General features: G+C 31.9%; 20 protein-coding genes and 1 riboswitch. Of the genes, 2 read left to right on the top strand and 18 right to left on the bottom strand.

All coding sequences use genetic code 11. The features are described 5' to 3' along the window. Nucleotides 1-81 precede the first annotated feature (81 nt). The gene (locus tag HSACCH_RS09750; protein ID WP_005489520.1) at nucleotides 82-969 is read left to right on the top strand and encodes a LysR family transcriptional regulator; all 888 of its coding nucleotides are present in this window, start codon (nucleotides 82-84) and stop codon (nucleotides 967-969) included. A gap of 9 nt (nucleotides 970-978) precedes the next feature. Here HSACCH_RS09750 and HSACCH_RS09745 read toward each other — a convergent pair whose 3' ends face one another. The 3 genes from HSACCH_RS09745 to HSACCH_RS09735 form a co-directional block, all read right to left on the bottom strand. After that, the gene (locus HSACCH_RS09745; RefSeq protein WP_005489519.1) at nucleotides 979-1308 is read right to left on the bottom strand and encodes a hypothetical protein; all 330 of its coding nucleotides are present in this window, start codon (nucleotides 1306-1308) and stop codon (nucleotides 979-981) included. Between the two features lie 80 nt (nucleotides 1309-1388). Further along, complete coding sequence (locus HSACCH_RS09740; RefSeq protein WP_005489516.1) at nucleotides 1389-2558, bottom strand: phosphopentomutase; 1170 nt, start codon at nucleotides 2556-2558, stop codon at nucleotides 1389-1391. Nucleotides 2559-2673: 115 nt separating this feature from the next. Next, a complete protein-coding gene (locus HSACCH_RS09735; protein WP_005489514.1) occupies nucleotides 2674-3606 on the bottom strand; it encodes a ParB/RepB/Spo0J family partition protein in 933 nt (310 codons plus the stop codon). Nucleotides 3607-3761: 155 nt separating this feature from the next. Here HSACCH_RS09735 and murB point away from each other — a divergent pair, with 155 nt between their 5' ends. Further along, nucleotides 3762-4688, top strand: a complete 927-nt coding sequence (gene murB, locus HSACCH_RS09730) for a UDP-N-acetylmuramate dehydrogenase (protein ID WP_005489513.1) — start codon at nucleotides 3762-3764, stop codon at nucleotides 4686-4688. Here the strand turns inward: murB and HSACCH_RS09725 are convergent. The 15 genes from HSACCH_RS09725 to HSACCH_RS09655 all read right to left on the bottom strand — a co-directional run bounded on the left by HSACCH_RS09725 (nucleotide 4685) and on the right by HSACCH_RS09655 (nucleotide 22111). Beyond that, nucleotides 4685-4933, bottom strand: coding sequence for a GIY-YIG nuclease family protein (locus HSACCH_RS09725; RefSeq protein ID WP_005489511.1), 249 nt, complete (start codon nucleotides 4931-4933; stop codon nucleotides 4685-4687). The genes murB and HSACCH_RS09725 overlap by 4 nt on opposite strands. Then, nucleotides 4920-5408: a ferritin family protein gene (locus tag HSACCH_RS09720; protein WP_005489510.1), complete on the bottom strand. Its 489-nt coding sequence runs from the start codon at nucleotides 5406-5408 to the stop codon at nucleotides 4920-4922. Before HSACCH_RS09720 ends, HSACCH_RS09725 begins: the two co-directional genes overlap by 14 nt. Nucleotides 5409-5434: 26 nt before the next feature. Beyond that, complete coding sequence (locus HSACCH_RS09715; RefSeq protein WP_005489509.1) at nucleotides 5435-6016, bottom strand: TetR/AcrR family transcriptional regulator; 582 nt, start codon at nucleotides 6014-6016, stop codon at nucleotides 5435-5437. 180 nt (nucleotides 6017-6196) lie between these two features. Next, a complete protein-coding gene (locus HSACCH_RS09710; protein WP_005489508.1) occupies nucleotides 6197-6742 on the bottom strand; it encodes an outer membrane beta-barrel protein in 546 nt (181 codons plus the stop codon). Between the two features lie 123 nt (nucleotides 6743-6865). After that, nucleotides 6866-8719, bottom strand: coding sequence for a patatin-like phospholipase family protein (locus HSACCH_RS09705; protein WP_005489507.1), 1854 nt, complete (start codon nucleotides 8717-8719; stop codon nucleotides 6866-6868). 214 nt (nucleotides 8720-8933) lie between these two features. After that, nucleotides 8934-10928 carry an S-layer homology domain-containing protein gene (locus HSACCH_RS09700; RefSeq protein ID WP_005489505.1) on the bottom strand — a complete coding sequence of 665 codons (1995 nt, stop codon included), beginning with the start codon at nucleotides 10926-10928 and terminating at the stop codon, nucleotides 8934-8936. A gap of 424 nt (nucleotides 10929-11352) precedes the next feature. Beyond that, on the bottom strand, nucleotides 11353-12258 hold the full coding sequence (locus HSACCH_RS09695; RefSeq protein ID WP_005489504.1) for a beta/alpha barrel domain-containing protein: 906 nt from the start codon (nucleotides 12256-12258) through the stop codon (nucleotides 11353-11355). 79 nt (nucleotides 12259-12337) lie between these two features. Then, nucleotides 12338-15415 carry an efflux RND transporter permease subunit gene (locus tag HSACCH_RS09690; protein ID WP_005489503.1) on the bottom strand — a complete coding sequence of 1026 codons (3078 nt, stop codon included), beginning with the start codon at nucleotides 15413-15415 and terminating at the stop codon, nucleotides 12338-12340. Continuing rightward, entirely contained in the window at nucleotides 15412-16890 is a 1479-nt protein-coding gene (locus HSACCH_RS09685) for an efflux RND transporter periplasmic adaptor subunit (protein WP_005489502.1), read from the bottom strand. The genes HSACCH_RS09690 and HSACCH_RS09685 overlap by 4 nt, the downstream gene beginning before the upstream one ends. Further along, complete coding sequence (locus tag HSACCH_RS09680) at nucleotides 16880-18199, bottom strand: TolC family protein (RefSeq protein WP_005489501.1); 1320 nt, start codon at nucleotides 18197-18199, stop codon at nucleotides 16880-16882. The genes HSACCH_RS09685 and HSACCH_RS09680 overlap by 11 nt, the downstream gene beginning before the upstream one ends. Next, nucleotides 18189-18779, bottom strand: a complete 591-nt coding sequence (locus HSACCH_RS09675) for a TetR/AcrR family transcriptional regulator (RefSeq protein WP_005489500.1) — start codon at nucleotides 18777-18779, stop codon at nucleotides 18189-18191. Before HSACCH_RS09675 ends, HSACCH_RS09680 begins: the two co-directional genes overlap by 11 nt. A 167-nt stretch (nucleotides 18780-18946) precedes the next feature. Further along, on the bottom strand, nucleotides 18947-19240 hold the full coding sequence (locus HSACCH_RS09670) for a YkvA family protein (protein ID WP_005489499.1): 294 nt from the start codon (nucleotides 19238-19240) through the stop codon (nucleotides 18947-18949). A gap of 201 nt (nucleotides 19241-19441) precedes the next feature. Then, nucleotides 19442-20287 carry a MetQ/NlpA family ABC transporter substrate-binding protein gene (locus HSACCH_RS09665; protein WP_005489493.1) on the bottom strand — a complete coding sequence of 282 codons (846 nt, stop codon included), beginning with the start codon at nucleotides 20285-20287 and terminating at the stop codon, nucleotides 19442-19444. 134 nt (nucleotides 20288-20421) lie between these two features. Continuing rightward, entirely contained in the window at nucleotides 20422-21096 is a 675-nt protein-coding gene (locus HSACCH_RS09660) for a methionine ABC transporter permease (RefSeq protein WP_005489492.1), read from the bottom strand. Further along, nucleotides 21089-22111, bottom strand: a complete 1023-nt coding sequence (locus tag HSACCH_RS09655) for a methionine ABC transporter ATP-binding protein (protein WP_005489491.1) — start codon at nucleotides 22109-22111, stop codon at nucleotides 21089-21091. Before HSACCH_RS09655 ends, HSACCH_RS09660 begins: the two co-directional genes overlap by 8 nt. Nucleotides 22112-22199: 88 nt before the next feature. Next, nucleotides 22200-22308, bottom strand: a riboswitch (SAM riboswitch). Nucleotides 22309-22342 lie beyond the last annotated feature (34 nt).

Raw genomic sequence — 22342 nt, 5'->3', positions numbered from 1 at the left:
CATTTACAATTTAATTATAGAATGATACACTTAAGTAGTAAAATTAATATTACTAATACTATTAATAAGGAGAGTTAATCAATGGCTTTGAATTATGAATTATATAAGGTTTTTTATCAAGTTGCAAAACATTTAAGCTTTTCCAATGCTGCTGAAAAATTATTTATTTCTCAATCTGCAGTCAGCCAAAATATTAAAAATCTGGAAGAAGAACTTCAGATTAAGTTATTTATCCGCAGCACAAAAAATGTTCAGCTAACTGAAGCAGGAAAAACACTATTTGAACATATAGAAGCTGCCTTTAATTTGATTGAAAATGGAGAAAAAAGTATTAAAGAAATCAATGCTTTAGAAAAAGGAGAAGTTCATATTGGAGCAAATGATACAATATCTAAAGATTATCTTTTACCATACTTAAATAAATTTCATCAACTTTATCCAAATATACAAATAAAAATAACAAATAGAACCTCAAGTACCTGTGTTGAGCTTCTGCTTCAAAACAAAGTTGATTTTATTATTAGTAATCTACCTAACCCTAAAATAACTAAAAAAATGACTGTTGATGAAATCTTTGCTTTCAATGATATTTTTATTGCAAATAAAGAATTTAAAGAATTAGAAAATGATATAATAACTTTAAAAAAGTTAACAGAGTATCCTTTATTAATGCTGGAATCAAAAACTACAACTCGTCAATTTTTTGAAAATACTTTAAAAAAAGCTGGGATTGAAATTGAAGCAGCAGTTGAGCTGGGAAGTGTTGATCTGCTTATAGAAATGACTAAAATAGGACTGGGAATATCCTTAATTCCTGAATATTCTCTTGAACTCAAAAACCAGGGTCTTTTTGAAGTGAAAACAAATGAAAAACTGCCAACAAGAAAGCTGGCAGTTGTAAAAATGAAAAATATTCCACTATCTAAAGCCGCAGAAAAATTTCTGCAGATAATTAAAAATAAAAATTAAATTTATACTCTACTTTAATTCTTCATAAAATTGACCTGCTAACTCAAATTTAGAACCTTTATATTTAAGCAGGTTTACATTTTTTTTACAAGCTTTTTTTACAGCAATGTGTTCATAATCACGTCCTTCAACTAGAACAACTGCTGAAATATCAGCTAATAGTGCCACCCCTACAGCTACTAAGTCATCTAAAACTGTTAACCAAAGATTATTTTCTTCAGCCATCAACATCACATCATGTGGTACATCACCAAAATATGCACCTTTTATTTCAGCATCTAAATTGTTTCCAGCAACAACTTCCAGCTTATATTTTTCAGCAAATTCTCTTACTGTCATTTTGCCCCTCCTTAAATTTATTCATTTAATTTAAAGCTTTATTACTTAATATATTCTCGCTTTAGCCACTATTTCCTTTTTTAAATAAATTCTATTTTTTCTCCTGAAATTTCAACGTCCAAATCAAAAATCTCAGCAATTGTAGCTGCTATATCACTAAAACTATTTCTGATTCCAAGATTTAAATTTTTAATAACATTTTCACCATAAATCAAAATAGGTACATATTCTCTTGTATGGTCTGTTCCCGGATAAGTTGGATCACAGCCGTGATCAGCAGTAATAATCAGCAGGTCATCATCCCTCATTGCTGCTTTAATTTCTGGAATTCGTTGATCAAAATTTTTGAGTGCTTCCGCATAACCTTTCACATTACGGCGGTGACCATAATTTTGGTCAAAATCAACAAGATTAGAAAAGACCAATCCTTTTTCCATACTATCCATAAAAGCAAGAGTCTTATCTACTCCATCCATATTATTAGATGTGGCAACAGAATGTGTAATTCCACTATGATTAAAAATATATGTTATTTTCCCAACTGCATTTACTTCTAAACCTTCATCTTTAAGATGATTAAGAACTGTAGGCTCTGGTGGGGTCAGCGAAAAATCTTTTCTTCTTTCAGTTCGTTCAAAATTCCCAACTTCCCCTACAAAAGGCCGGGCAATAACTCTTGCAACAGCATGTTCACCCCTAAGTATCTCCCTCGCTTTTTTACAATAATCATAAATTTCTTCCACTGGAATTATTTCTTCGTGGGCAGCAATTTGAAATACACTATCAGCAGATGTATAAACAATCGGTTTCCCGGTTTCCATATGTTTTTGACCAAGTTCCTCAATTATAACTGTACCTGAAGCCGGTCTATTTGCTAATGAATCTCTTCCAATAGCCTCATGAAACTGATCCATTACCTCAGCTGGAAATCCCTCTGGATAAGTAGGAAAAGGATTTTCTGAAATCAATCCAGCAATTTCCCAGTGTCCAGTCGTTGTATCTTTTCCTTTTGACTTTTCTGCAGCTTTAGCATAAGCCCCCTCAGCTTCTAATTCAGAACTTACCCCCTCAATATCTTCAATTTTTCCAAGTCCCATTTTTTCTAAATTGGGAAGATTAAAGCCACCAATTTCTGCCGCTATATTTTGTAAAGTTGCAGCACCTTGATCATCATAATCAGCAGCGTCAGGTAATTCTCCAATTCCAACACTATCCATCACCATCAAAATCACTCTATTAATATTTTCCAAAATTACACCCCTAAATTATATTAATTATATTAAACACCATATTGTACACTGCTTTGCAGTTAGACGTCAGACTAATTTTTTGAATAAATTTAACTATCAATCAAAATTTTAATAATTAATTCCCTTTATTTTTTAAGTTTTTGAGCAATGATTTTAAATCCTTGTTTTTTAAATCTGGAATTAAAATTCCCATGATTTGATATAAGTATAAAAATTCATCTAAAAGATCCTCTTTATCATCTTCAGCTATGTCTCCTTCTTCCTCCATAAATTCTTCCAAATTATCATTTATATTAGAAAATGAACGAAACAACTTTCGAACAGGATTTCTATTCTTTACTTTGTTTGCATCATCCCAATAGTCTTTCATTTTTAATCTTTCTCTTTTTAATAATACAGCAGACACCGCTTCTTCCATTGGTATATGAAGATATTTATAAAATAAATCTATTACTGCCTGGCATTCCTTACGACTTAAATTATGCTTAATTACTGCATCTAAAAGCTGATTGGCTTTGTTTGGATCCCCCGTTTTTGAAGATAGAGCATGTGCCAGACTCAAATGAGACAAAGTTATGGGAGAATCTTCTTTTAAAACCTCTTTTTGATATTTTTCTTTCATTTCTAAAATATTTAACCATAAAGTTAAAGTGGTTCTTGCAACTCCTAATTTCTCTGCAGCATCTTTTTTGCTTAAACTATTTGCTTCTATAAATTTATTTATAGATATAGCTCTTTCCAAGGGGTTTAAATCTTGCCGCTGCAAATTTTCGATTAACTGTATTTGTCTAAATTTTTCTGGTGAAATATCATCCTCCAGTATTACAGCTGCAATTTTATCTTTTCTTTCTTTTTTCACAGCTCTAAATCTTCTCTCACCTGCTACCAATAGATAATGCTCATCTTTTTTTTGGACAACAATTGGCTGCAGCTGCCCTACTTCTGAAATTGATTTTGCTAAACTATCAATTCTTTCTTCCGAAAAATCCTGTCGAACCTGTTCTGGTCGACTTTTGATATCATCTAATGATATTTCTTTATATTTCATTATATTATCCCCCACTTTACCCCTGATAATTTAACTTAAAATTTAATTCAAATATAACTAAAATTGATTTTTATCTAATTTTAACATATCATATTAATAGATTGTATAAAAATATAAATAGAAAAAAATAAACTAATCTTTAAGGAGCATCTAAAATGGAAAAATACTCTGATATAAACAGTTTAACAAATAAATTGGAAAAAATAAACTACCTAGAGGTAGAAAAAAATAAAAATTTAGCCGAATTTGCTAGTTTTAAAGTTGGTGGCCCGGCAGATTTGTTTTTAGTCCCAAAAAAAGTAGACGCTTTACAAAACTTGATGCCTTTAATTATAGAGTCTAAGCTACCTTATTTTATTTTAGGCAGAGGAAGTAATCTAATTATTTCTGATAAGGGCTACAGAGGTATTATTATTTATACTGAAGCATTAAATGATTATCAAATTGAAAATAATATAATTACTGCAGAATGTGGACTTCAGTTGAAAGAAATTGCTGATCTCGCCTATCAAAAATCTCTGAGTGGATTTGAGTTTGCAGCTGGCATCCCGGGTTCTTTAGGGGGCGCACTTTATATGAATGCAGGTGCATATGGTGGAGAAATGAAAGATGTAATAGTTAAAGCTCAATTTGTTAATCAGCAAGGAAAATTAATTGAATTAACCAAAAAAGAACTAAATCTAGATTATAGAACAAGTATTTTACAAGAAGAAAACCCCGACTGGATTGCTGTTAATGTTACACTTCAGCTTAAAAAATCTGACAAACAAACAATTCGGAACAAAATGGAGGAACTGCATGAAAAACGCTGGAGTAAACAGCCAATGGAATTACCCAGTGCTGGCAGCATATTCAAAAGACCCCCCGGCCATTATACAGGCCCTTTAATTGAGGATGCAGGGCTAAAGGGCTTTCAAATCGGTGGAGCTCAAGTTTCAATAAAGCATGCAGGCTTTATTGTAAATAAAGGTAATGCAACTGCAGAAGATATAGTAAATTTGATCAATAAAATAAAAGAAGAAGTCTATAAAATTAGCGGAGTCCAACTTGAAGTCGAACCCCGCTTTTTAGGTGATTTTTAATCAATTAGCTCCTCTTTTTTTCTTCGGGGGAGCTGTTTTATTTGATATTCTCTTTTTTGAGCTTTACTTCTAGAAGTAAATGATTCCTGATATTTTAATTTAACGGGATAACGACCTCTTGTATATTTAGCACCGGTCCCAGAGTTATGCTCCTCTACCCTGCGTTCAATGTCTGTTGTATATCCGGTGTAAAATGTTCCATCTCTACATTCTACAATATAAACATAATGATTACTTGCGGCCATATTCCTGAATATATTTACTTAATGCTTTTAAATGCTCTTTTTCCTGTTCTATTAATTTTTCAACAGCATCTAAAGTTTTACCTTCATTTTCATCGCACATTTCTTTATAAAAAAGTATTGAATCCTTTTCCGCCTGAATGGCTAATTTCAATGCTTTTTTTACGTCATTTAAAGCTTCAACAGATTCTTCACTATCATCTTCTGGAAAAATAGAAAACTCAACTAAATACTTAAAATAAGCACTTACATCTTCTTCATAAAGATAATCAGCTTCTTCACCTTCAGCTTTTAATTCTTCAGTTAAAGCGACAAACTTCTCATAATGGTCCTGTTCATCTGCCGCAAGACGCTTAAATAATTCCCTTAAATCCCTATTTTCTGTGGCTTCTGCATGTTTTAAATAAAACTTCTTCCCTCTTTTTTCTATATCCTTAGCCATTTCCATTACTTCTAATGAATTAAATCTTTGCTTCATTATAAATCCCTCCAGGTTATGATAAATTATTTTTTAATTGCATTTTCTAAATAAAGACTTGCCTTATCTGCAGCTTCTTCTACGTTAAACTCTTGCTCACTTAAAAGAAGTCTGCGCATTACTATGCTTTCCATAATTCCTACAAAAACACAAACAAAATAATCATAATCAATTTCTTGATTTAAATAATCATTATCTAACAAAAATTGATACAAATTGTTAATTCTTTTAAAACGCCTTGCATCCATCTCTTTAAATTCTTCTCTAAATTTTTCATTAACAGCAACTGCTTCTCTTAAGATGATTATCGAAAGATTTTTGTGTTCCTTGTAGAGACTAAAAATTTTTTTTAACAATTTACTAAAAAATGATTTTAAATCTTCGGTTTCTGCAACCAAAATGTCAATCTCAAAAAGTTCTAAAAAAATATCTTCAAATCTTCTTATTAAAGAAATAAAAAGATCGTTTTTACTATTAAAATACAAATAAAAAGTACCCTTAGCAATACCAACAGACTCAACTATTTCTGCAATATGTGTATTGTAATAACCTTTAGCTGCAAAAATCTCAATACCTGCTTGAATTATTTCTTCTCTGCGATCTGCCACATCTTACCCCTCTTCTTTGTTGTTTTCATCTCTTTCAAGTGTATCATATTTTTTTAAAAATTTAAATAAAAAGACAAGAAGCTGCTTTAAAGAAAGAAAAGCCCAGCTTAAAAGCTGAGCTGAATCAAACTATTTTTGAGGTTAAGCTGGAAATCAGCTAATTATTTTTACCATTATTAATTAAAACTGATAACCAAGAGATACTGTTAGTTTAGCGTATTCAAAATCAAGATTATTACCACTACTATTTTCAGCTTCTCCATTATTAACTGAATACATAATCTCTGCACTCATATTGCTTGCTAAATCCATACCAGCACCAACAGCATAATACATACCGCCGGATTCATCACTATAACCATCAATATCAAATGTATTGTAGCCTAAGTGACCTAGGAAATAATAAGGGCTATTTTGCATATTATAATGAGCTAAACCATAAAATGGTACAAAACTAAAGTCTTGTGCTGAATTATCTATTTCTCTATCTAATTGATATCTTACTCCACCGCCAAAAGTCCACTGAGCTGTATTTGGCACCTTATATTCTCCAACTAAAGTAAAACCACTGTCAACATCTTGGTCAGAACCTTCAATATCAATCTCTCCACCAAAATCAATTGCTCCTTTAATATCCCAGTAACCTGGAACCTGTGCCATAGAAGCTGAAGAAACACCAACAACTAAAAAGGCTGCTAAAAATAAAACTAAAACTGTTTTTTTCATACTTAATCCCTCCATTTTTGTTTTGCGTTACGTCAAATCTTTTTGAACAAAAAATACTTTAAAAACAAAATTTTACCTTATCTTAATTTTATCATATTAAATATTAATATCAACTAAAGTTAACTAAAATTCATAACCTAATTCTAAGCCCACTCTTTCATCTTTTCTATCAAAATCATAGGCAAAATATAAATCTACTTCAATTGGACTCAAGCCCAGCAAATAAAGCTGTGAATTAAATCCAATTCCTGCAGTTTCTCCATCATCTTTATCATTTTCATAATAATCAACAAATAAATAACTACCAATATCAGTTGTTTGAAAAAGTCCAGCAAAATAAAGAGGATCAATAAAACGATAATTGTATTTAAAATCAAGTGCTGCCTGAAATTCTGCCTTATCATCTAAAGAATGACCTCTATAAATGATCGGAGAATCTAAAATACCAGTATTATTAAAGACTATACTGCTTTCTAAATCCCATTTATCGCCTAAATTTATATTAATTACATTAGAAGTTAACACAGCTATTTCTGATTGATCAATATTATAAATGACATCATTTTCTGTTTGAATATCTGCTAAAATTCCACTACCAGAAAATTTAGTTCCTAAGAGATAATATTTATCATTCTGCTGTCTCCCAAAACCTAATGAATTTTGAAAATCATCAGCAAAATATTCAATTTCAAAGCGGTAATCATCTTTTGTATTGGAATTATAATCATTAGCATAAGCTACTAATAAGTCAGTCTTTGGAGTCATTTTTTTGTATTCAAATCTAGCTTCATAACCTTGTTCAAAAAATTCATCACCTTTAATATCTAAGGATAAATTATCTGCCTTAAATTCAACCCCAAATTGAAATTCATCTGCAAAAGGAATAATTAAATCTTGAGCAAAATAAGATTGATCTCTTCCATAATTTAAAAATATGTCTCTTTCGTTTCCTTTGACAATAAAACGATTATGTTTTAGATCAAAAATAGTATCTTGGATATTATTTCTTTCTCTTATAGAATGCTTAACAAGTTTAATATTGTTATCTTTTAATTTCTTTTTTAATTCAGGAATTTCTGCTTTTGTTTTTTCATAACCAAGCTTTACCAAGCTTTTTGCCTGATTAAAATCCATAAAATTATAATCACTAACATCAATATCAATTACAAAATCAGCATAATTGTTAATTATTTGTTGAGAATAATTATCCTGCAAAATATTTAGAAATCTATTAATTGAATCCCTTGCACTATTAAATTCCTGAAGCTTTTGATCAGGAAAAGAGGTAGTAGCAATTACAAAATCAGCACCTAAAACTGAAACTGCTTTAGCAGGCGTTGCTTCTAAAATTCCAGCATCCATAAAATATTTATCATCTCTACTTTCAACTGGAAAATATAAGGGGATAGAATAGGAACTCTGAATTACTTCGGAGATTCGCCCCTGAGTTGTTAAATATTTTTTTCCCTCTCCTAATTCAAAACTTAATAAAGCAGCTGGAATCTTAAAATTTTCCAGTCTTTTATTTGGTGAAATCTCCTCTATAAAAAGATTTAACTTTTTAGTGTCAATTAACGATCCACTTCCTCCTATACCTAAGTCAATCAAACGACCAAAAGAAGTAGTAGTTACTACATCAATTATTTGCTCTGTATTTAAGCCACCACCATAAAGAGTACTTACGATGGCTCCCATACTTGTACCACTCATAAAATCAATCGGTATACCTTCTTCTTCAAGGGCTTTAATTACACCAAAATTAACCATTGCTCTTGCTCCCCCACCAGAAAGTGCAAGACCTACAACAGGACGCTGCAAATCTTGATAATTAGCTTTAAACTCCTGATAGTTTTCGACTAAATAGCTTTCTCCACCAAATTGAATCTCAGTTAACTCCACCTGAGTCTCTTTTTGAGCTAAAACTTGATTGGTAAATATTAAAATTATTATAATTATAAGCACTGCTAATTTTTTCATTTTCCCACCCCAAAACAAGTTAAAATATAATTAGAATCTAATCAATTCTCTAGTATTTATTATAACACCAGCTTAAGATTTATAAAAGCTTTTAAATGAAAATTTAATTAAAATAGATTCTAAATATTCTATAAACCCTTAGGATACAGAAAAGCCGGAGGAAATCCCCCGGCTTTAACTTATACTTAAGTTTTAAGCTTATAAATCATCATATTTAGAAGCTTACTGATAGAGATGTTGTAAGTGCATAACCTGTACCATCAACATCATCACGATCTCCAGTACCATAATCAGGAATATAATTTGCATCTGATAAAGAGCCTGTGGAACTTCCACTTCTAACTTCATTATTTGATGCATTATAATAGTCAGCGTCTCTAGTATAATCTGTTGTACCATCGATTACCATAGCTTCTGTTAACCAAGAAACATTTTCTTTTAACTGCTTATCAATATAACCTGTTAGATAAACATAATCTCTAAAGTCTTCCTGATTATCATACCCTTTTTCTATGGTTTTATAGTTTAAAGCAGCACCCATAGTCATTGTCTCATCATATTCATAGTCAGTAGCTAAACCAACTAATGTATACTCATGATTCTTTTCGAATCCATCACCATCAGCATATTCAACAAATGCTCTATTAGTATATTGACCATAAACATTATCTAAGCCAATATTAACAACCATCTTGTCATCAGAATTCCCTGCACCTTTGATAGCTTCCCAGTTATCTCCAGCCTCAGCAAAAGTTACAAAACCATTGATGTTGTTATTGTCATTCAACTGATAATCTGCACCAATTTCTGCCTTAGTATAATCTCCAAATGCTTCTTCTAAGTCATTACGAGCTGCAACAAAATCTTCACCAGCATATTCAACAATTGCATAAGTATTAAAGATTTCACTTACAGTGTAATCAGCTTTAATATTTATAAACATATCACTGTCATCATTTTCATTTTCGTCTTCGTACTGACCATATACAATTTCTCCGTCTAAGTTTAGCGCTTCTGTAATCTGATTTTCTAAACCTAAAGCAACAAGTGTGTTGTCATATGGAGTTCCATCACCTTTTCTAGTAGAATTACCATTATCTTTAGCAGTATCAGCCAGTCCATCAACTACACTTCTAGCATGATAAATCTTACCAGAAAGTATACCAAGCTCAGTATCTCTATGAGCTGTTAAACCAAAGTATTTCTCATCTGCCATTTCAGCAGTATTAGAATTATTTAAATTATCTTCATCATTACCACCAGCGAAAGCTTTGAAGTCAGTATTATACATTGTAGTATTTACTTCAACACCTTCGAAGTCTTCATCTAAGAAGTAAGTCTCTGGATAGTAATCTGGCATATCACCAATTTTAAGATCAGCATTATCAAAAGATACTTCTAATAAAGCTGTGTCCATCTCAAAAGCATTATCATCATTTTCTGTATAATCTAATACACTTCTTTCGTCCATGAAAAGATTAGTAATTGTATCAACAGCTAAGTTGAATTCTGCACCCTTTAATTCTCCAGCAATATTAAAGTTATATTCCTGCCAGAATCTTTCCTGAGCTGGAAATAGATCTGGATCGTCAGTGAAGTCTTCATCAATAGCGTCTCCATCCTGTAATAATTCAAGTACTGCCCTTTCTTCCATTTCATCTTCACCATAGTAGGCTACTTCTGCTTTAGTTACAATATCCATACCAAATTCAATGTTATCTTCTGGTACTTCCATAGCTTCTACTTTAGCAGCTAATTCGTCTACATCTTTACCTAGAGTATCAACTTCTGCACCAAGAACCTTAAGTTCAGATCTTAGTTCAAATGTTAATGCATCAACGATATCTGCTACTTCTTCAGCTTGAGCATCAGAAAGCTCATCGTTAGTGTTCTTTTCCATTAAAGACTTAACGATAGCAGTTACGTCTTCAGCCTGACCAGTAGTTAAACCTTCGCCCATAGCTCCCATTTCATCAACAATGTTATCTAAAGCGCGGCTAACCATTACAGCCATTTCGTAACGAGTCATTGACTGCTCACCTTTAAATTCACCATCTGGGTATCCTTCAACGATACCAGCAGCGACTAACTTGTTAATAGCATTATATGACCAGTGATCAGAAGGTACGTCTGAGAAAGAAGCACCAAATGCTGGCATAGCTAATGCTACGACTAACATTAAAGCAATTGTAATTGTAAGTTTCTTCATAAAATTTAACACTCCTTTTGTTTTCTGTTTAGAATTTTGTTATTCAATTTTTCTCAATCTTCCAGTGAATCTGATAAATAACTCATCATTTAAGAAAACAATAAGTGGCCTTGTTTCCTTATTATTTTTACTTAATGACTATTATTTTACAGATTCGATTTATGTTATTCTATCCTTATTCAAAAATCTCGAAGTGTTTTTTCACCTCCTTTTAATTTTTATAAGCAGGATAGATTAACAGCAGTAAAAATAAACCAGGAAAAAACCGGTGCCCCCCGAAATGATCTGCCAGCAGGAACAACAAGGGGTAACAAGTCGCTTACTAGACAAATCATTTATGAAATTTGATCACGCTTTTTCCTGGTCCAAACCTAAAGTCAAATACTTAATGACTGACTGGTCATTCATAATATAACATAAAAAATTATACTTTGTCAACAAAATATTCATTTATTTTTTTGAATTCTGAGTCTAATACTGGTTTTTGTGCTTTAGATAAAGGCTTTTTCGGATTAAATTCAAAAGTAAAAGATTTTGCTAATAAATATTTAAAAGCAATTTCTCCCCCATTATTTTTAACTTTTGTAATGAAGTCATTTAAAATCAATTGATATTTTTTTGCTTTTTCTAAATTATTATTTTTAATTTCTAAGTTTATTTTTTTGAAAAAATCAGGTAATAAATTAAAATATTTACTTATAGTCTTAATTCCACTGTTCAAATTAAGTAAATAAAAATCATCAGCAGCAGCTAAAAATTGAAAACTATCATTAAATTTTTCTTTTAAAACAGTAAATTCTTTAAAATCTAAATCATAAGCATAGGTAGGATTAATTATAAAACCCTTTAACCTATTAATCTCTAGAGTTTTTTCTATTAGTTTTTGATTATTCATCAAGTTCAAGAATCTAGTATTAAAACTAAGATAAAATCTTTTATTGCTGTTATCATTTAAAAAATTGAGATATGTCAAATAGTCTTCAAAATAGTAATTAATATTATTTTCTTTAACAACTGGAATCTTGATAACTAATTCAATATCTTTTTGACAATTATTAAATGCTCCAATAATTTCTTGATACTCATTCAAAAAATTATAATTAAGTTCAACTAGTAACTCTGCATTTGACGGCATTAATCTAACTATATTTTTTAAATAGTCCTTTTTATCCTTAAAACTTAAACGAAAGCTGTCAAAATTATTATCACTGACATAAAAATTTGTTTGACCACGTTCTAAATTTTTTTCAAATAATATTTTTGTTTTTTGGTAATCAAATTTATTATCTTCATCAAAAAAATTAATTACTGAACTATATATATTATTCATTTGAAACCTCCCAAAACAATACTTAACATTTTGAAGCTGAGAAGTAATAATTATCTTCTCAGCTTCTTTATTTTTATAATTAAATTAACTTTGATGCTTCTTCTTTTGAAATTCCTTTGACTTTAGATACTACAATTGTTCTTAAATCAGTAACTAAAGAATAGAAAATAGGAATTACAAACAAAGTTAAGAATGTAGCAAAAGTTAAACCACTAACAATTACAATTCCCATTGGCTGGGTTGATTCAGAACCTTCACCAATACCTAATGCTATTGGCAGCAGCCCTAAGATAGTTGTTAAAGCTGTCATCATAATTGGACGCAATCTAACTGTTCCTGCTGTAATAATCGCCTCAATTTTTTCTGAACCTCTTCTGCGAAGCTGATTAATATAATCAACCATCACTATTGCATTATTTACAACTATACCGGCCAGAGTTATTAAACCCAAAATTGAAGCAACTGAAACAATAGAATTAGTAAGATACATTCCAAAAATAACTCCAATTACAGCTAGTGGAATAGTAAACATAATTGTAAATGGATGAACTAATGATTCAAATTGAGAAGCCATCACCATATAAATTAGAAGTACAGCCAACCCAAAGGCCATAGCAAGACTGCTGAATGACTCCTGCACATCAGCAAATTCACCTTCATAACTAAATCGATAACCATCAGGCAACTCAACTTTAGCTAACCGTTCCTGAATTTGCCCCATTATTGTACCTAGATCTACTCCATGAATATCAGCAGTTATTTCGGAGTAACGTTCCTGATCTTGACGCAAAATTTCTACTGGCCCTTCAGTAATTTCTAAATTTGCTACTCTACTTAAAGGAATCATTTGACCAGATGGTGTTTGAATATTAAGATCTGGCACCTGAGACATCTGCTCTATTTGATTTTCTTCGAGACGAACTCTAATATTATATTCATCACCTGCAACTTCATATCTTGTTACAGTACTTCCACTAATTGCTGTTCTGACTGTATTAGCAATTTGACTTACATTTAAGCCAAAACGGCTTGCTATAGAACGATTAACATTAATTTGATATTCAGGCTGACCTTCAGAAAAACTATCTTCAATTTCTCTTAATCCCTCAATATCTTCTATTGCTGCAACGGCATTTGCAGTCTCTTTTGCTAAAATATTTAAATCATCTCCAAGTAATTTTATATTAACTGGAGCTCCGCCACCACCAGCACCTCCCTGTTGTTCTTCGACAGAAATATCTAAATCAGGGATATTAATTCTCTGTCTAATTTCTTCCATTATTTCTGATGTTGATCTATCTCTTTCAGCAAGGTCAACAAGCTGTACATTAAGATTTCCAATATGGCTGCTTGTATTTGAAGACATTCTTCCACCAGAACCAACAGTAGCAATTACTGTTTCTACTTCTTCTATATTCATCAATACAGATTCTATCTCAGTTGAAACTTCATTTGAGCGTGATAAAGCAGTTCCAACTGGAAGCTCATAGCTAACTGAAAATGCTCCCTGATCTGTATTCGGCATAAATTCAAAACCCAGCTGAGGTACTAAAGCAAAGCTACCAGCTAATAAAACTATCAATAAAACAACAAATACCCAGCGATGTTTAAGAGCTCTACTTAATGCTCCTTTATAAATCCTTTTTATTCTACCCTCTTTTTTGTTTCTTTCTAATTCTTTTGGCTTAATTTTTAAGATTTTAGAAGCCAGCATAGGAATTAAAGTTAAGGCTACCATTAAAGAGGCGATTAAAGAAAATGCTACTGTTAAAGCCAAATCTTTAAATAATTGCCCAGCCATTCCTTCCACAAAAACTATAGGTAAAAATACAACCACGGTAGTAATTGTAGAAGCAGCTATGGCCATCCCAACTTCAGAGGCTCCTTCGCGAGCAGCTTCTATTTTACCTTCTCCCATACTTCGGTAACGATAAATATTTTCCAGTACAACTACTGCATTATCAACCAACATCCCCACTCCGAGTGCAAGTCCACCAAGAGAAATAACATTTAAATTAACATCAGCAAAATACATTAAAATAAAAGTACCAATAATAGAAATCGGCATTGCTGTTGCAATAATTATTGTACTCCTGATATTTCTTAAAAATAAGAAAAGTATAATAACAGCCAGAAGACCACCAAGAATTGCATTCTGGCTTACACTGGCAATAGAGTCTTCTATAAACTCAGATTGGTCCATAGCAAGTGCAAAACTGAAATCAGGATATTCATTTCTAATTCTTTCAATTTCCTGCCTTACAGAACTAGCGACTTCAACAGTGTTTGCATCAGTCTGCTTTTGAATTGAAAGTGCGAGACTACGCTCTCCATTGGTTCTTGACAAAGTAGATAAGTCTGCAAAACCATCTCTAACCTCTGCTACATCAGATAATTTAATTTGCCCATTGCCAACCGGAACATTTATATTTCTTATTTCATCTAAATTTGAGAATTTACCAACTGTTCGAACTAAAAATTCTTTGTCGCCCTGAAGCACGTCACCAGCAGAAACATTTACATTCTCCGCCCGAACAATATTGGTAATTGTATCAAAATCAAGATTATAATAATTTACTTTATCCCTTTTGAGGGCGATAATTATTTCCCTCTCCAGGCCACCCTGCATATTAACCTGGGCTACTCCGGAAATTCTTTCTAATCTGGGAACTAATTTATCTTCTACTTCTTTTTTTAATTCATCAATTTCTAAACCTTCTGCAGAAACACCGTAATTCATAATCGGCAGCATTGAAGGATCAAATTTAAATATTATTGGACTTTCAGCATTTTCAGGTAAAACAGCATTTGAGATCAGATCAACTTGTTCTCTTAAATCTTGAACAGCAAAATCCATATTACGATCCCAGTTAAACTCTACAACTACAGTCGAAGTTCCCATTGAAGATGTCGAATTAATACTTTCAACACCTTCTACAGTAGCTACCGAACTTTCAATCTGTTTAGAAATCAGATTTTCTATTTCTTCAGAACCAACACCCTCATAATTTGTAATTATTGCCGCTCCAGGAAAAGTAATATCTGGATAAAGATCAAGGCTCAATCTCGAAAGTGCTACTGTTCCAATCAAAAGTACCATCAAGATAACCATAGCGGTTGTTACTGATCTTTTTATTGAGAAATCAGATAATTTCATCCATTTCTCACCTCAACTGCTTGTCCATTTTCTAAACCACTTTGACCTCTAATTATTACCTCTTCGTCTGAATTTAAACCTTCTATGATTTCAACTCTACTGTCAGTACTAATGCCTATTTGTATATTTTTTCTAACAGCCTTCCCATCTTCTACAACAAAAACGTGAGGGTTGTCACCATTTAAATTCACAATACTCTCAATTGGCACAACTACCGCAGAACCTGATTCTCCTTTTGTTATTTTGACATCTGCAAACATCCCAGCCCGTAATTTTTGATTTTCATTTGGTATTTTAATTTTTACTAAGAATGTTCTACTGGAAGAATCTGCAGCTGGAGAAATATTACTAACTTCTCCCTCAATATAATGCTGCATAGTTTCGGCTTTTACCTCAACACGATCACCTTTTTTAATTGCAGAAGCTGTGGCTGCAGTAACATCAATTTCAGCATATAGTTGGTCAGTCTTGATTAAATTAATAACTGTTTGTCCAGAAGCAACCATCTCTCCTTCATCTATATTAACTAAATTAACTAAACCAGTAAAAGGTGCAATAATACTTGTTTTGCTAATTTGATCTTCAATTTGAGCTAAACTTGCCTCTGCCTGTTTAACTGAAGCTAAACCTGCTTGGAGTCTTTCTGCCCTTGGTCCTCGCTCAGCCTCTTCTAAATTTGCTTCAGCAACTTTCAAATTTGTTCTCGCACTATTTACCTGGCTGCGGGCATTTTCCAACTGCTGTTTTAATTCTGTTGGATTATTATAAGTTTCTTTTGCTAGCTGATAATTTTTCTCGGCCACTGCTAGTGATGTTTTAGCCTGTTCAAGCGATATCTCAGCATTTTCAAATGAACTTTCTGAATTATCAAATTCTCTTTCAGAAATCACCTGATCTGCATATAGATTTTTAGAACGCTCATAATCTTTTTTTGCTTGATTATAGTTGATTTCAGCTTGGTTTAAATTTTGCTTTGCATTTTCTAATTGCTGTTCTGCATTAACTAATTGCTGTTCTAAAGTTCTTCGATTATTATAAATTTCTTCCATTAATTTTAAATTAGTTTCAGCGCTTTCTAAACCAGCTTTAGCATCTTCATAAGAAGCTCTGACTCTAGCTAATTCTTCTGCTGTAGCGCCATTTTTCATCTCATTATAATTAGCCCGAGCACTATCTAAAGACGCTTGGGCCTGCCTTTTTTGAATTAAAAGACCTTCATCATCAATTTTTATTAAATCAGTTCCCTGATCAACTTTATCACCAATTTCGACATTAATCTGATCAGCTACTCCACCTGTCTGAGCAGGAATATTTACATCCTGAATAGGCGTTAAAGTACCTGTGATTAGTTCATTGATGCTAATATCGTCGGTCACTGATTTAGTAGTTTCAACAACTATACTATCCTGGGCCATCACAGTAGTACTTATTAAAAGCAAAATTATTAAAGTTATTATTATAGTTTTATTTTTCATTGTTTATCACATCCTCAAAATTTTCTCTTAAACGACCACTTTTATAAAGAGTTCTAAATAATTCTATTTCATATTTATACTCAGTCTGTAATAATGATGTTTTAGCTTGATTATAAGTAGCCTGAGCATCAATAACTTCTGTATTACTTACTACCCCAGCCTCATAACTTTTATTGGCAATTTCCAAATTTTCTTCTGCATTTTCTAAAGAAAGCTGTTCCAGTTCTATTGCTTCTTCAGTCTCTTTGACAGTTAAAATAGAATCTTCTACTTCTATATCAATATTTTCTACTAAATCTTTTCTGTTATTAGCTATTTTTTCCAACTCTTTTTCCTGTTTTTCAGCATTAATACTACCTTTACCACCATCATAAAGTGGAACATTTACTCCTAAAGTCATTGACCAACTTTTTTCATCCATAAATTCTTCCCCCTGCCAGTCATATGATCCATTTAAAGAAACATTAGGACGATAATACTGTCCTTCTAGCTTCTGATTTAATTTAACAATTTCCTTATTTAACTCTAAAATCAGCAGCTGTTGATCATTTTCTACTGCAGTTTGAAATAATTTATCTTGTTCTAAAGCAAGATTAAAATTAATTGCTGGTTGAGTCAAAGAATATTTCTGATTCGTACTTAAAAGCTGAGCCAGACGTCTTTGAGCAATTTTCAAATCATTTTCAGCTGCAGTCAGATCTTCTTCTGCATTTCTCTGCTCAATTTGACTCTGCAGCAGATCACGACGAATTGCAATTCCAGCATCCAAATTATTTTTTACTACTCTAAGATGCTCATTAACTATATCTAAAGCTTCTTGCCTTATTTCTACCATACCCTGAGCCTGTAAAACTCCATAGTAGGCCTGAACCAAAGAAAAAATCTGATCTTCAAGACTCTGTTCATATTTACTCCTGGCAATTTCTAGACCATAACCGGCAATTTCTTTCTGCATCGAAACTCTGCCACCCATCCAGATTGGCTGAGTTAAAGAAATTGAGGTTGAATAATTCTCATCAGAGCCTTCTACAGGACTCAATTTTTCAAAATCAAAACTCTGAGGTCCTTCATCCAACTTTGTATAAGATGTCCTCAAATCTAAGGTCGGAAAATATGAGCGGACTGCTAAGTCTATATCTTTTTCTGCAGTTTCAATATCTTTACGGGCATTTTTTAAAGTTCTATTTTCTTCAATTAATAATTTTACTGCCTTTTCTAAATTCAATTCTTCTGCAGCCAATACAGTTGAAGTGGAAAAGATAACTAAAAATATTAAAAAAAGAGAGATTAACTTTGTTTTATTCTGCATCATGATGCTCCTTCCTACTAATTCCATTCATTATGAAATCATATATAAATTTTATTTTACTTTCTTTGTTTTCCGCTTTTTCGAAAAGTTCGTTTGTATGTGGTGTAAACAAAACTGATAAAAGCATCGTTGAAATATCGCAAGGTTTTTCATCTTTAATTAAACCTTCATCAATCCCCTGTTTAATTATTTCAGCTACAATGTCAATGTTTTTTTGATGTTTAGCTTCAATATTATTTTTAAAATCATTACTAATCAGTTCAACATTATTTCTGAAAACATCTAACATATTTAAATGTTTTACCAATGTATTTAAAACAAACTGAATTAAATTATTAATTTTTTCTTCACTATTTTTATCTGTCTGAGCAATTCTTTTAAATTGATTATAAAAATAATCCATTCCATTGACTGCAATTTCTCTAAACAATTCTTCCTTACTGTCAAAATACCAGTAAAGAGTTCCCTTACTAATATCTGCACCATTTGCTATTTCTGTCATTGAAACAGCATGGTAATTACTTTTTGAAAAAAGCTCGACAGCTGATTCCAATATTTTGTTTCTTGTATCTTCTGCCATAAAAACCTCCCATAATTGTTATTTTTATTCCCTCGACTAACCGGTCAGTAGTCATTATACAATTAAAAATAAATTTTGTCAACCGAATGGTCGAGAAAATTTATTTTTAACCTTAAATTTATATAAATATGGTTAAACTTTATTTTAAGATTTAACTTCAATTATATTTATTCTACAGTGTAATCATCAATATCAATAGCATCTGGATCTTTTTTAGACTTTTCTAAATCCGGATCTCCACGATCATATTTACTCAAAATATTTTTTAGAATCGGCCACATTACTACAAAAACTGCTATATCATCTATTTGTCCTAAAATTGGAAAAAAATCTCCTACTAAATCAAAAGGGAAAATTAAATAAGCAAGTGGGACTAAAAATAATGCTTTTCTAGATATTTTCACATCAGAGTCTTTCATAAGTCGAACAATTTTTACAATTGTTGTCAGGCTTTTAGCCATTATTCTTCACCTCATTCTATAATGATAAACTTATTTAAACCTTTTTAAAATAAAGTGTTTTACAGATACTCTATATTATTATTATGACATCTAATATTTTTATGTCAACCATATTAGATTATTAAAGTTATCATGAATTAAAAAAAAGCGATCTCCAACAAGGCAGACCGCTTTTCTAGATTATTTATTTTCTGATTCTAATTAATAAATATAATCGCCAGTTTTTTCTACATCCGCCACTTCACCACTATCAACAGGTTCAAAGGCAGGTACTACAGCACCTTCATACTCTTCAAGAATAAATTCTTCTACTTTTTTAGAATTAATTATTTTTGCAAGTGTTTCAATTTTTTCGCTGTCTTCATTTTCAGCTTTTACAGCAACAACATTTACATATGGTGAATTACTACCCTCAATAATTAAAGCATCTTCTAATGGATTTAAATCAGCTTCAAGTGCATAATTAGTATTAATTACTGCTGCAGCAACATCTGGAAGTACTCTTGGTAGCTGTGCTGCCTCTAATTCTTCAAATTCAAGATTTTTGGGATTTTCAACAATATCAATTGGGGTAGCACTTAAATTTGTTGGATCATCTAGAGTAATAATTCCGTTATTATGAAGTAAAAGTAAAGCTCTTCCCTCATTTGAAGGATCATTTGGTACTGCAATTGAAGAACCCGCTGGGATTTCTTCTAAACTTGTATATTTATTAGAATATAAAGCTATGGGCTCAATATGAACTTTAATTACTGCCTGAAGGTCAAAACCACGATCAGAATTAAATTGATTTAAATAAGGTATATGCTGAAAATAATTAGCATCAATACTACCATCATTTAAGGCTAAATTAGGAGTCACATAATCTGTGAATTCTACAATATCTAACTCGATTCCCTCTGCAGCAAGATCATCTTTAATAAATTCCAAAATTTCTGCATGAGGTACAGGTGTAGCACCAATCTTAAGCACATGATCATCAGCCTGAACAGCACCAGCAAATACAAAGGTTACAAGAACTAAAATCAAAATTGTTTTTTTTAACATCATTATCTCTCCTCTTCTACTCGTTAAATTTCTATTAAATTAATTATACTTTCTATATTTATACCAAAATAATTTATTAATTATTTTCAATAATACCCTAAATTCAATTTCTAAACTAGTAATTATTTAACTAACTAGACTCTATGATCGAAAAATGAAGCTATTTGATTACCAAAAAATTGAATCAACTGGACCATTACTACTAGTACAACTATCGTCTCAAGCATAATAGGTAGCTGAAATCGCTGGTACCCATAACGGATTGCAATATCGCCAAGACCACCCCCACCAATTGCTCCTGCCATAGCTGAGTAACTAACTAAACTAATTGCAGTAAGAGTTAAGCCTAAAATAATTGCCGGTAGTGATTCTGGTAATAAAACTTTAAATACAATCTGAATTGGACTTGCCCCCATTGATTGAGCTGATTCTACAACTCCATGATCAATTTCTAAAATAGCATTATCTGTAACTCTACCCATAAAAGGAATCGCTGCCAACGAAAGTGGAACTACTGCCGCATTAGTTCCAATAGAAGTCCCGACAATTATTCGGGTTAAAGGAATTACAGCAACCATTAGAATAATAAATGGAATTGAGCGACCAATATTAATAACACTATCTAAAATAAAATTGAAAGGCTTATTCGGCAGTATATGTCCTGGCCTGGTAATAGTGGTTAAAACTCCCAATGGGATTCCACCAACTATAGCAAAAAATAAAGACATCCCAACCATATATAATGTTTCCAAAAGACCACTAATCATTAAATCATTATACCTAGCTAAATCCGTAATAAAATCAAACATCTTCTAACACCTCAACTCTTAAATCCTTACTTCTTAAATAAGCAATACTCTCTTCTACATTTGTTAACTGTCCCTCTAAATCTAAAACTAAAGTTCCAAATGGTACGCCCTGGATCTCATCGATATTACCATATAATATGTTGGCATCTACAGAATAATGTTTTACAAGATCCGAAATGTGAGGATCATGAGTTGTTTCTCCAACAAAAGAAATCCTAACCAATTCTCCAGGTCTTTTCTTTTTTATATGTTTAATAATTCTTTCTGGCAAATCAAAATCAATTACAGAACTAATAAACTTTTTTGTCAGAGGCTGCTGGGGGCTGGAGAAAATATCAATTATTTTTCCCTCTTCGATAATCTTTCCAGCTTCTAAAACAGCAACTCGATCACAAATATCTTTGATCACACCCATTTCATGAGTAATTAAAATAATTGTTAAATTCATCTCATCCCTGATTTTAGCTAAAAGTTCTAGTACAGCTTTTGTACTTTCTGGATCTAATGAAGAAGTTGCCTCATCTGACAATAATAAATCAGGGTTATTAGCCAGCGCTCTTGCAATACCTACTCGCTGCTTCTGCCCTCCAGACAACTGAGCTGGATAGTGATCTGTTCTGTCTGATAAGCCTACAAGTTCAATTAATTCTTTTGCTTTTTCTTGCCTTTTCTTTTTACCCACACCTGCAATCTCTAACGGAAAGGCCACATTACCCAAAACTGTCCGAGATGATAAAAGATTAAAATGCTGAAAAATCATCCCAATTTTTTGCCTGGCTGCTCTTAAATTTTGTGAACTTAATTCAGTTAAATCTGTACCATTAATGTTAATAGTACCAGCAGTAGGCTTTTCTAAAAGATTAAGCATTCTAATTAAAGTGCTTTTGCCTGCTCCACTTGGTCCTATCATTCCAAATATTTCACCATCAGCAACTTCTAAATTTAAACCATTAATTGCTTCTACTTTGCCTTGAGCTGCATGATAATGTTTAGTTAAATTATCAATTTTTATCAATACTAATCACCCTCTAAAAATAATAAACTGCTCCAAATATCAAGAGCAGTTAGAAATGAAAAAAATCCTCGTGAGAGGATTTAATTGCCTCTCATCTATCATTCCTTTCCGGAATGCTGGAATTAGCACCTTACTAAAGATTTTAAGTAGGTTGCCGGGTATCACAGGGCCAGTCCCTCCACCGCTCTTGATGATTTTTATTTTCTTTTTAAGTTATTTAGTAGTTTATCA

The sequence above is a fragment of the Halanaerobium saccharolyticum subsp. saccharolyticum DSM 6643 genome (assembly GCF_000350165.1).
GTDB classification, from domain to species: domain Bacteria; phylum Bacillota; class Halanaerobiia; order Halanaerobiales; family Halanaerobiaceae; genus Halanaerobium; species Halanaerobium saccharolyticum.
Note: the sequence above shows the minus strand (reverse complement) of the source record. Positions and strands in the feature narration are given on the sequence as shown.

Bases quoted from the DNA above. Each gene is read 5' to 3' on its own strand.
- HSACCH_RS09750 (WP_005489520.1), top strand. From the start codon at position 82: ATGGCTTTGAATTATGAATTATATAAGGTTTTTTATCAAGTTGCAAAA.
- HSACCH_RS09745 (WP_005489519.1), bottom strand. From the start codon at position 1,308: ATGACAGTAAGAGAATTTGCTGAAAAATATAAGCTGGAAGTTGTTGCT.
- HSACCH_RS09735 (WP_005489514.1), bottom strand. From the start codon at position 3,606: ATGAAATATAAAGAAATATCATTAGATGATATCAAAAGTCGACCAGAA.
- murB (WP_005489513.1), top strand. From the start codon at position 3,762: ATGGAAAAATACTCTGATATAAACAGTTTAACAAATAAATTGGAAAAA.
- HSACCH_RS09725 (WP_005489511.1), bottom strand. From the start codon at position 4,933: ATGGCCGCAAGTAATCATTATGTTTATATTGTAGAATGTAGAGATGGA.
- HSACCH_RS09720 (WP_005489510.1), bottom strand. From the start codon at position 5,408: ATGAAGCAAAGATTTAATTCATTAGAAGTAATGGAAATGGCTAAGGAT.
- HSACCH_RS09710 (WP_005489508.1), bottom strand. From the start codon at position 6,742: ATGAAAAAAACAGTTTTAGTTTTATTTTTAGCAGCCTTTTTAGTTGTT.
- HSACCH_RS09705 (WP_005489507.1), bottom strand. From the start codon at position 8,719: ATGAAAAAATTAGCAGTGCTTATAATTATAATAATTTTAATATTTACC.
- HSACCH_RS09700 (WP_005489505.1), bottom strand. From the start codon at position 10,928: ATGAAGAAACTTACAATTACAATTGCTTTAATGTTAGTCGTAGCATTA.
- HSACCH_RS09695 (WP_005489504.1), bottom strand. From the start codon at position 12,258: ATGAATAATATATATAGTTCAGTAATTAATTTTTTTGATGAAGATAAT.
- HSACCH_RS09690 (WP_005489503.1), bottom strand. From the start codon at position 15,415: ATGAAATTATCTGATTTCTCAATAAAAAGATCAGTAACAACCGCTATG.
- HSACCH_RS09685 (WP_005489502.1), bottom strand. From the start codon at position 16,890: ATGAAAAATAAAACTATAATAATAACTTTAATAATTTTGCTTTTAATA.
- HSACCH_RS09680 (WP_005489501.1), bottom strand. From the start codon at position 18,199: ATGCAGAATAAAACAAAGTTAATCTCTCTTTTTTTAATATTTTTAGTT.
- HSACCH_RS09675 (WP_005489500.1), bottom strand. From the start codon at position 18,779: ATGGCAGAAGATACAAGAAACAAAATATTGGAATCAGCTGTCGAGCTT.
- HSACCH_RS09670 (WP_005489499.1), bottom strand. From the start codon at position 19,240: ATGGCTAAAAGCCTGACAACAATTGTAAAAATTGTTCGACTTATGAAA.
- HSACCH_RS09665 (WP_005489493.1), bottom strand. From the start codon at position 20,287: ATGTTAAAAAAAACAATTTTGATTTTAGTTCTTGTAACCTTTGTATTT.
- HSACCH_RS09660 (WP_005489492.1), bottom strand. From the start codon at position 21,096: ATGTTTGATTTTATTACGGATTTAGCTAGGTATAATGATTTAATGATT.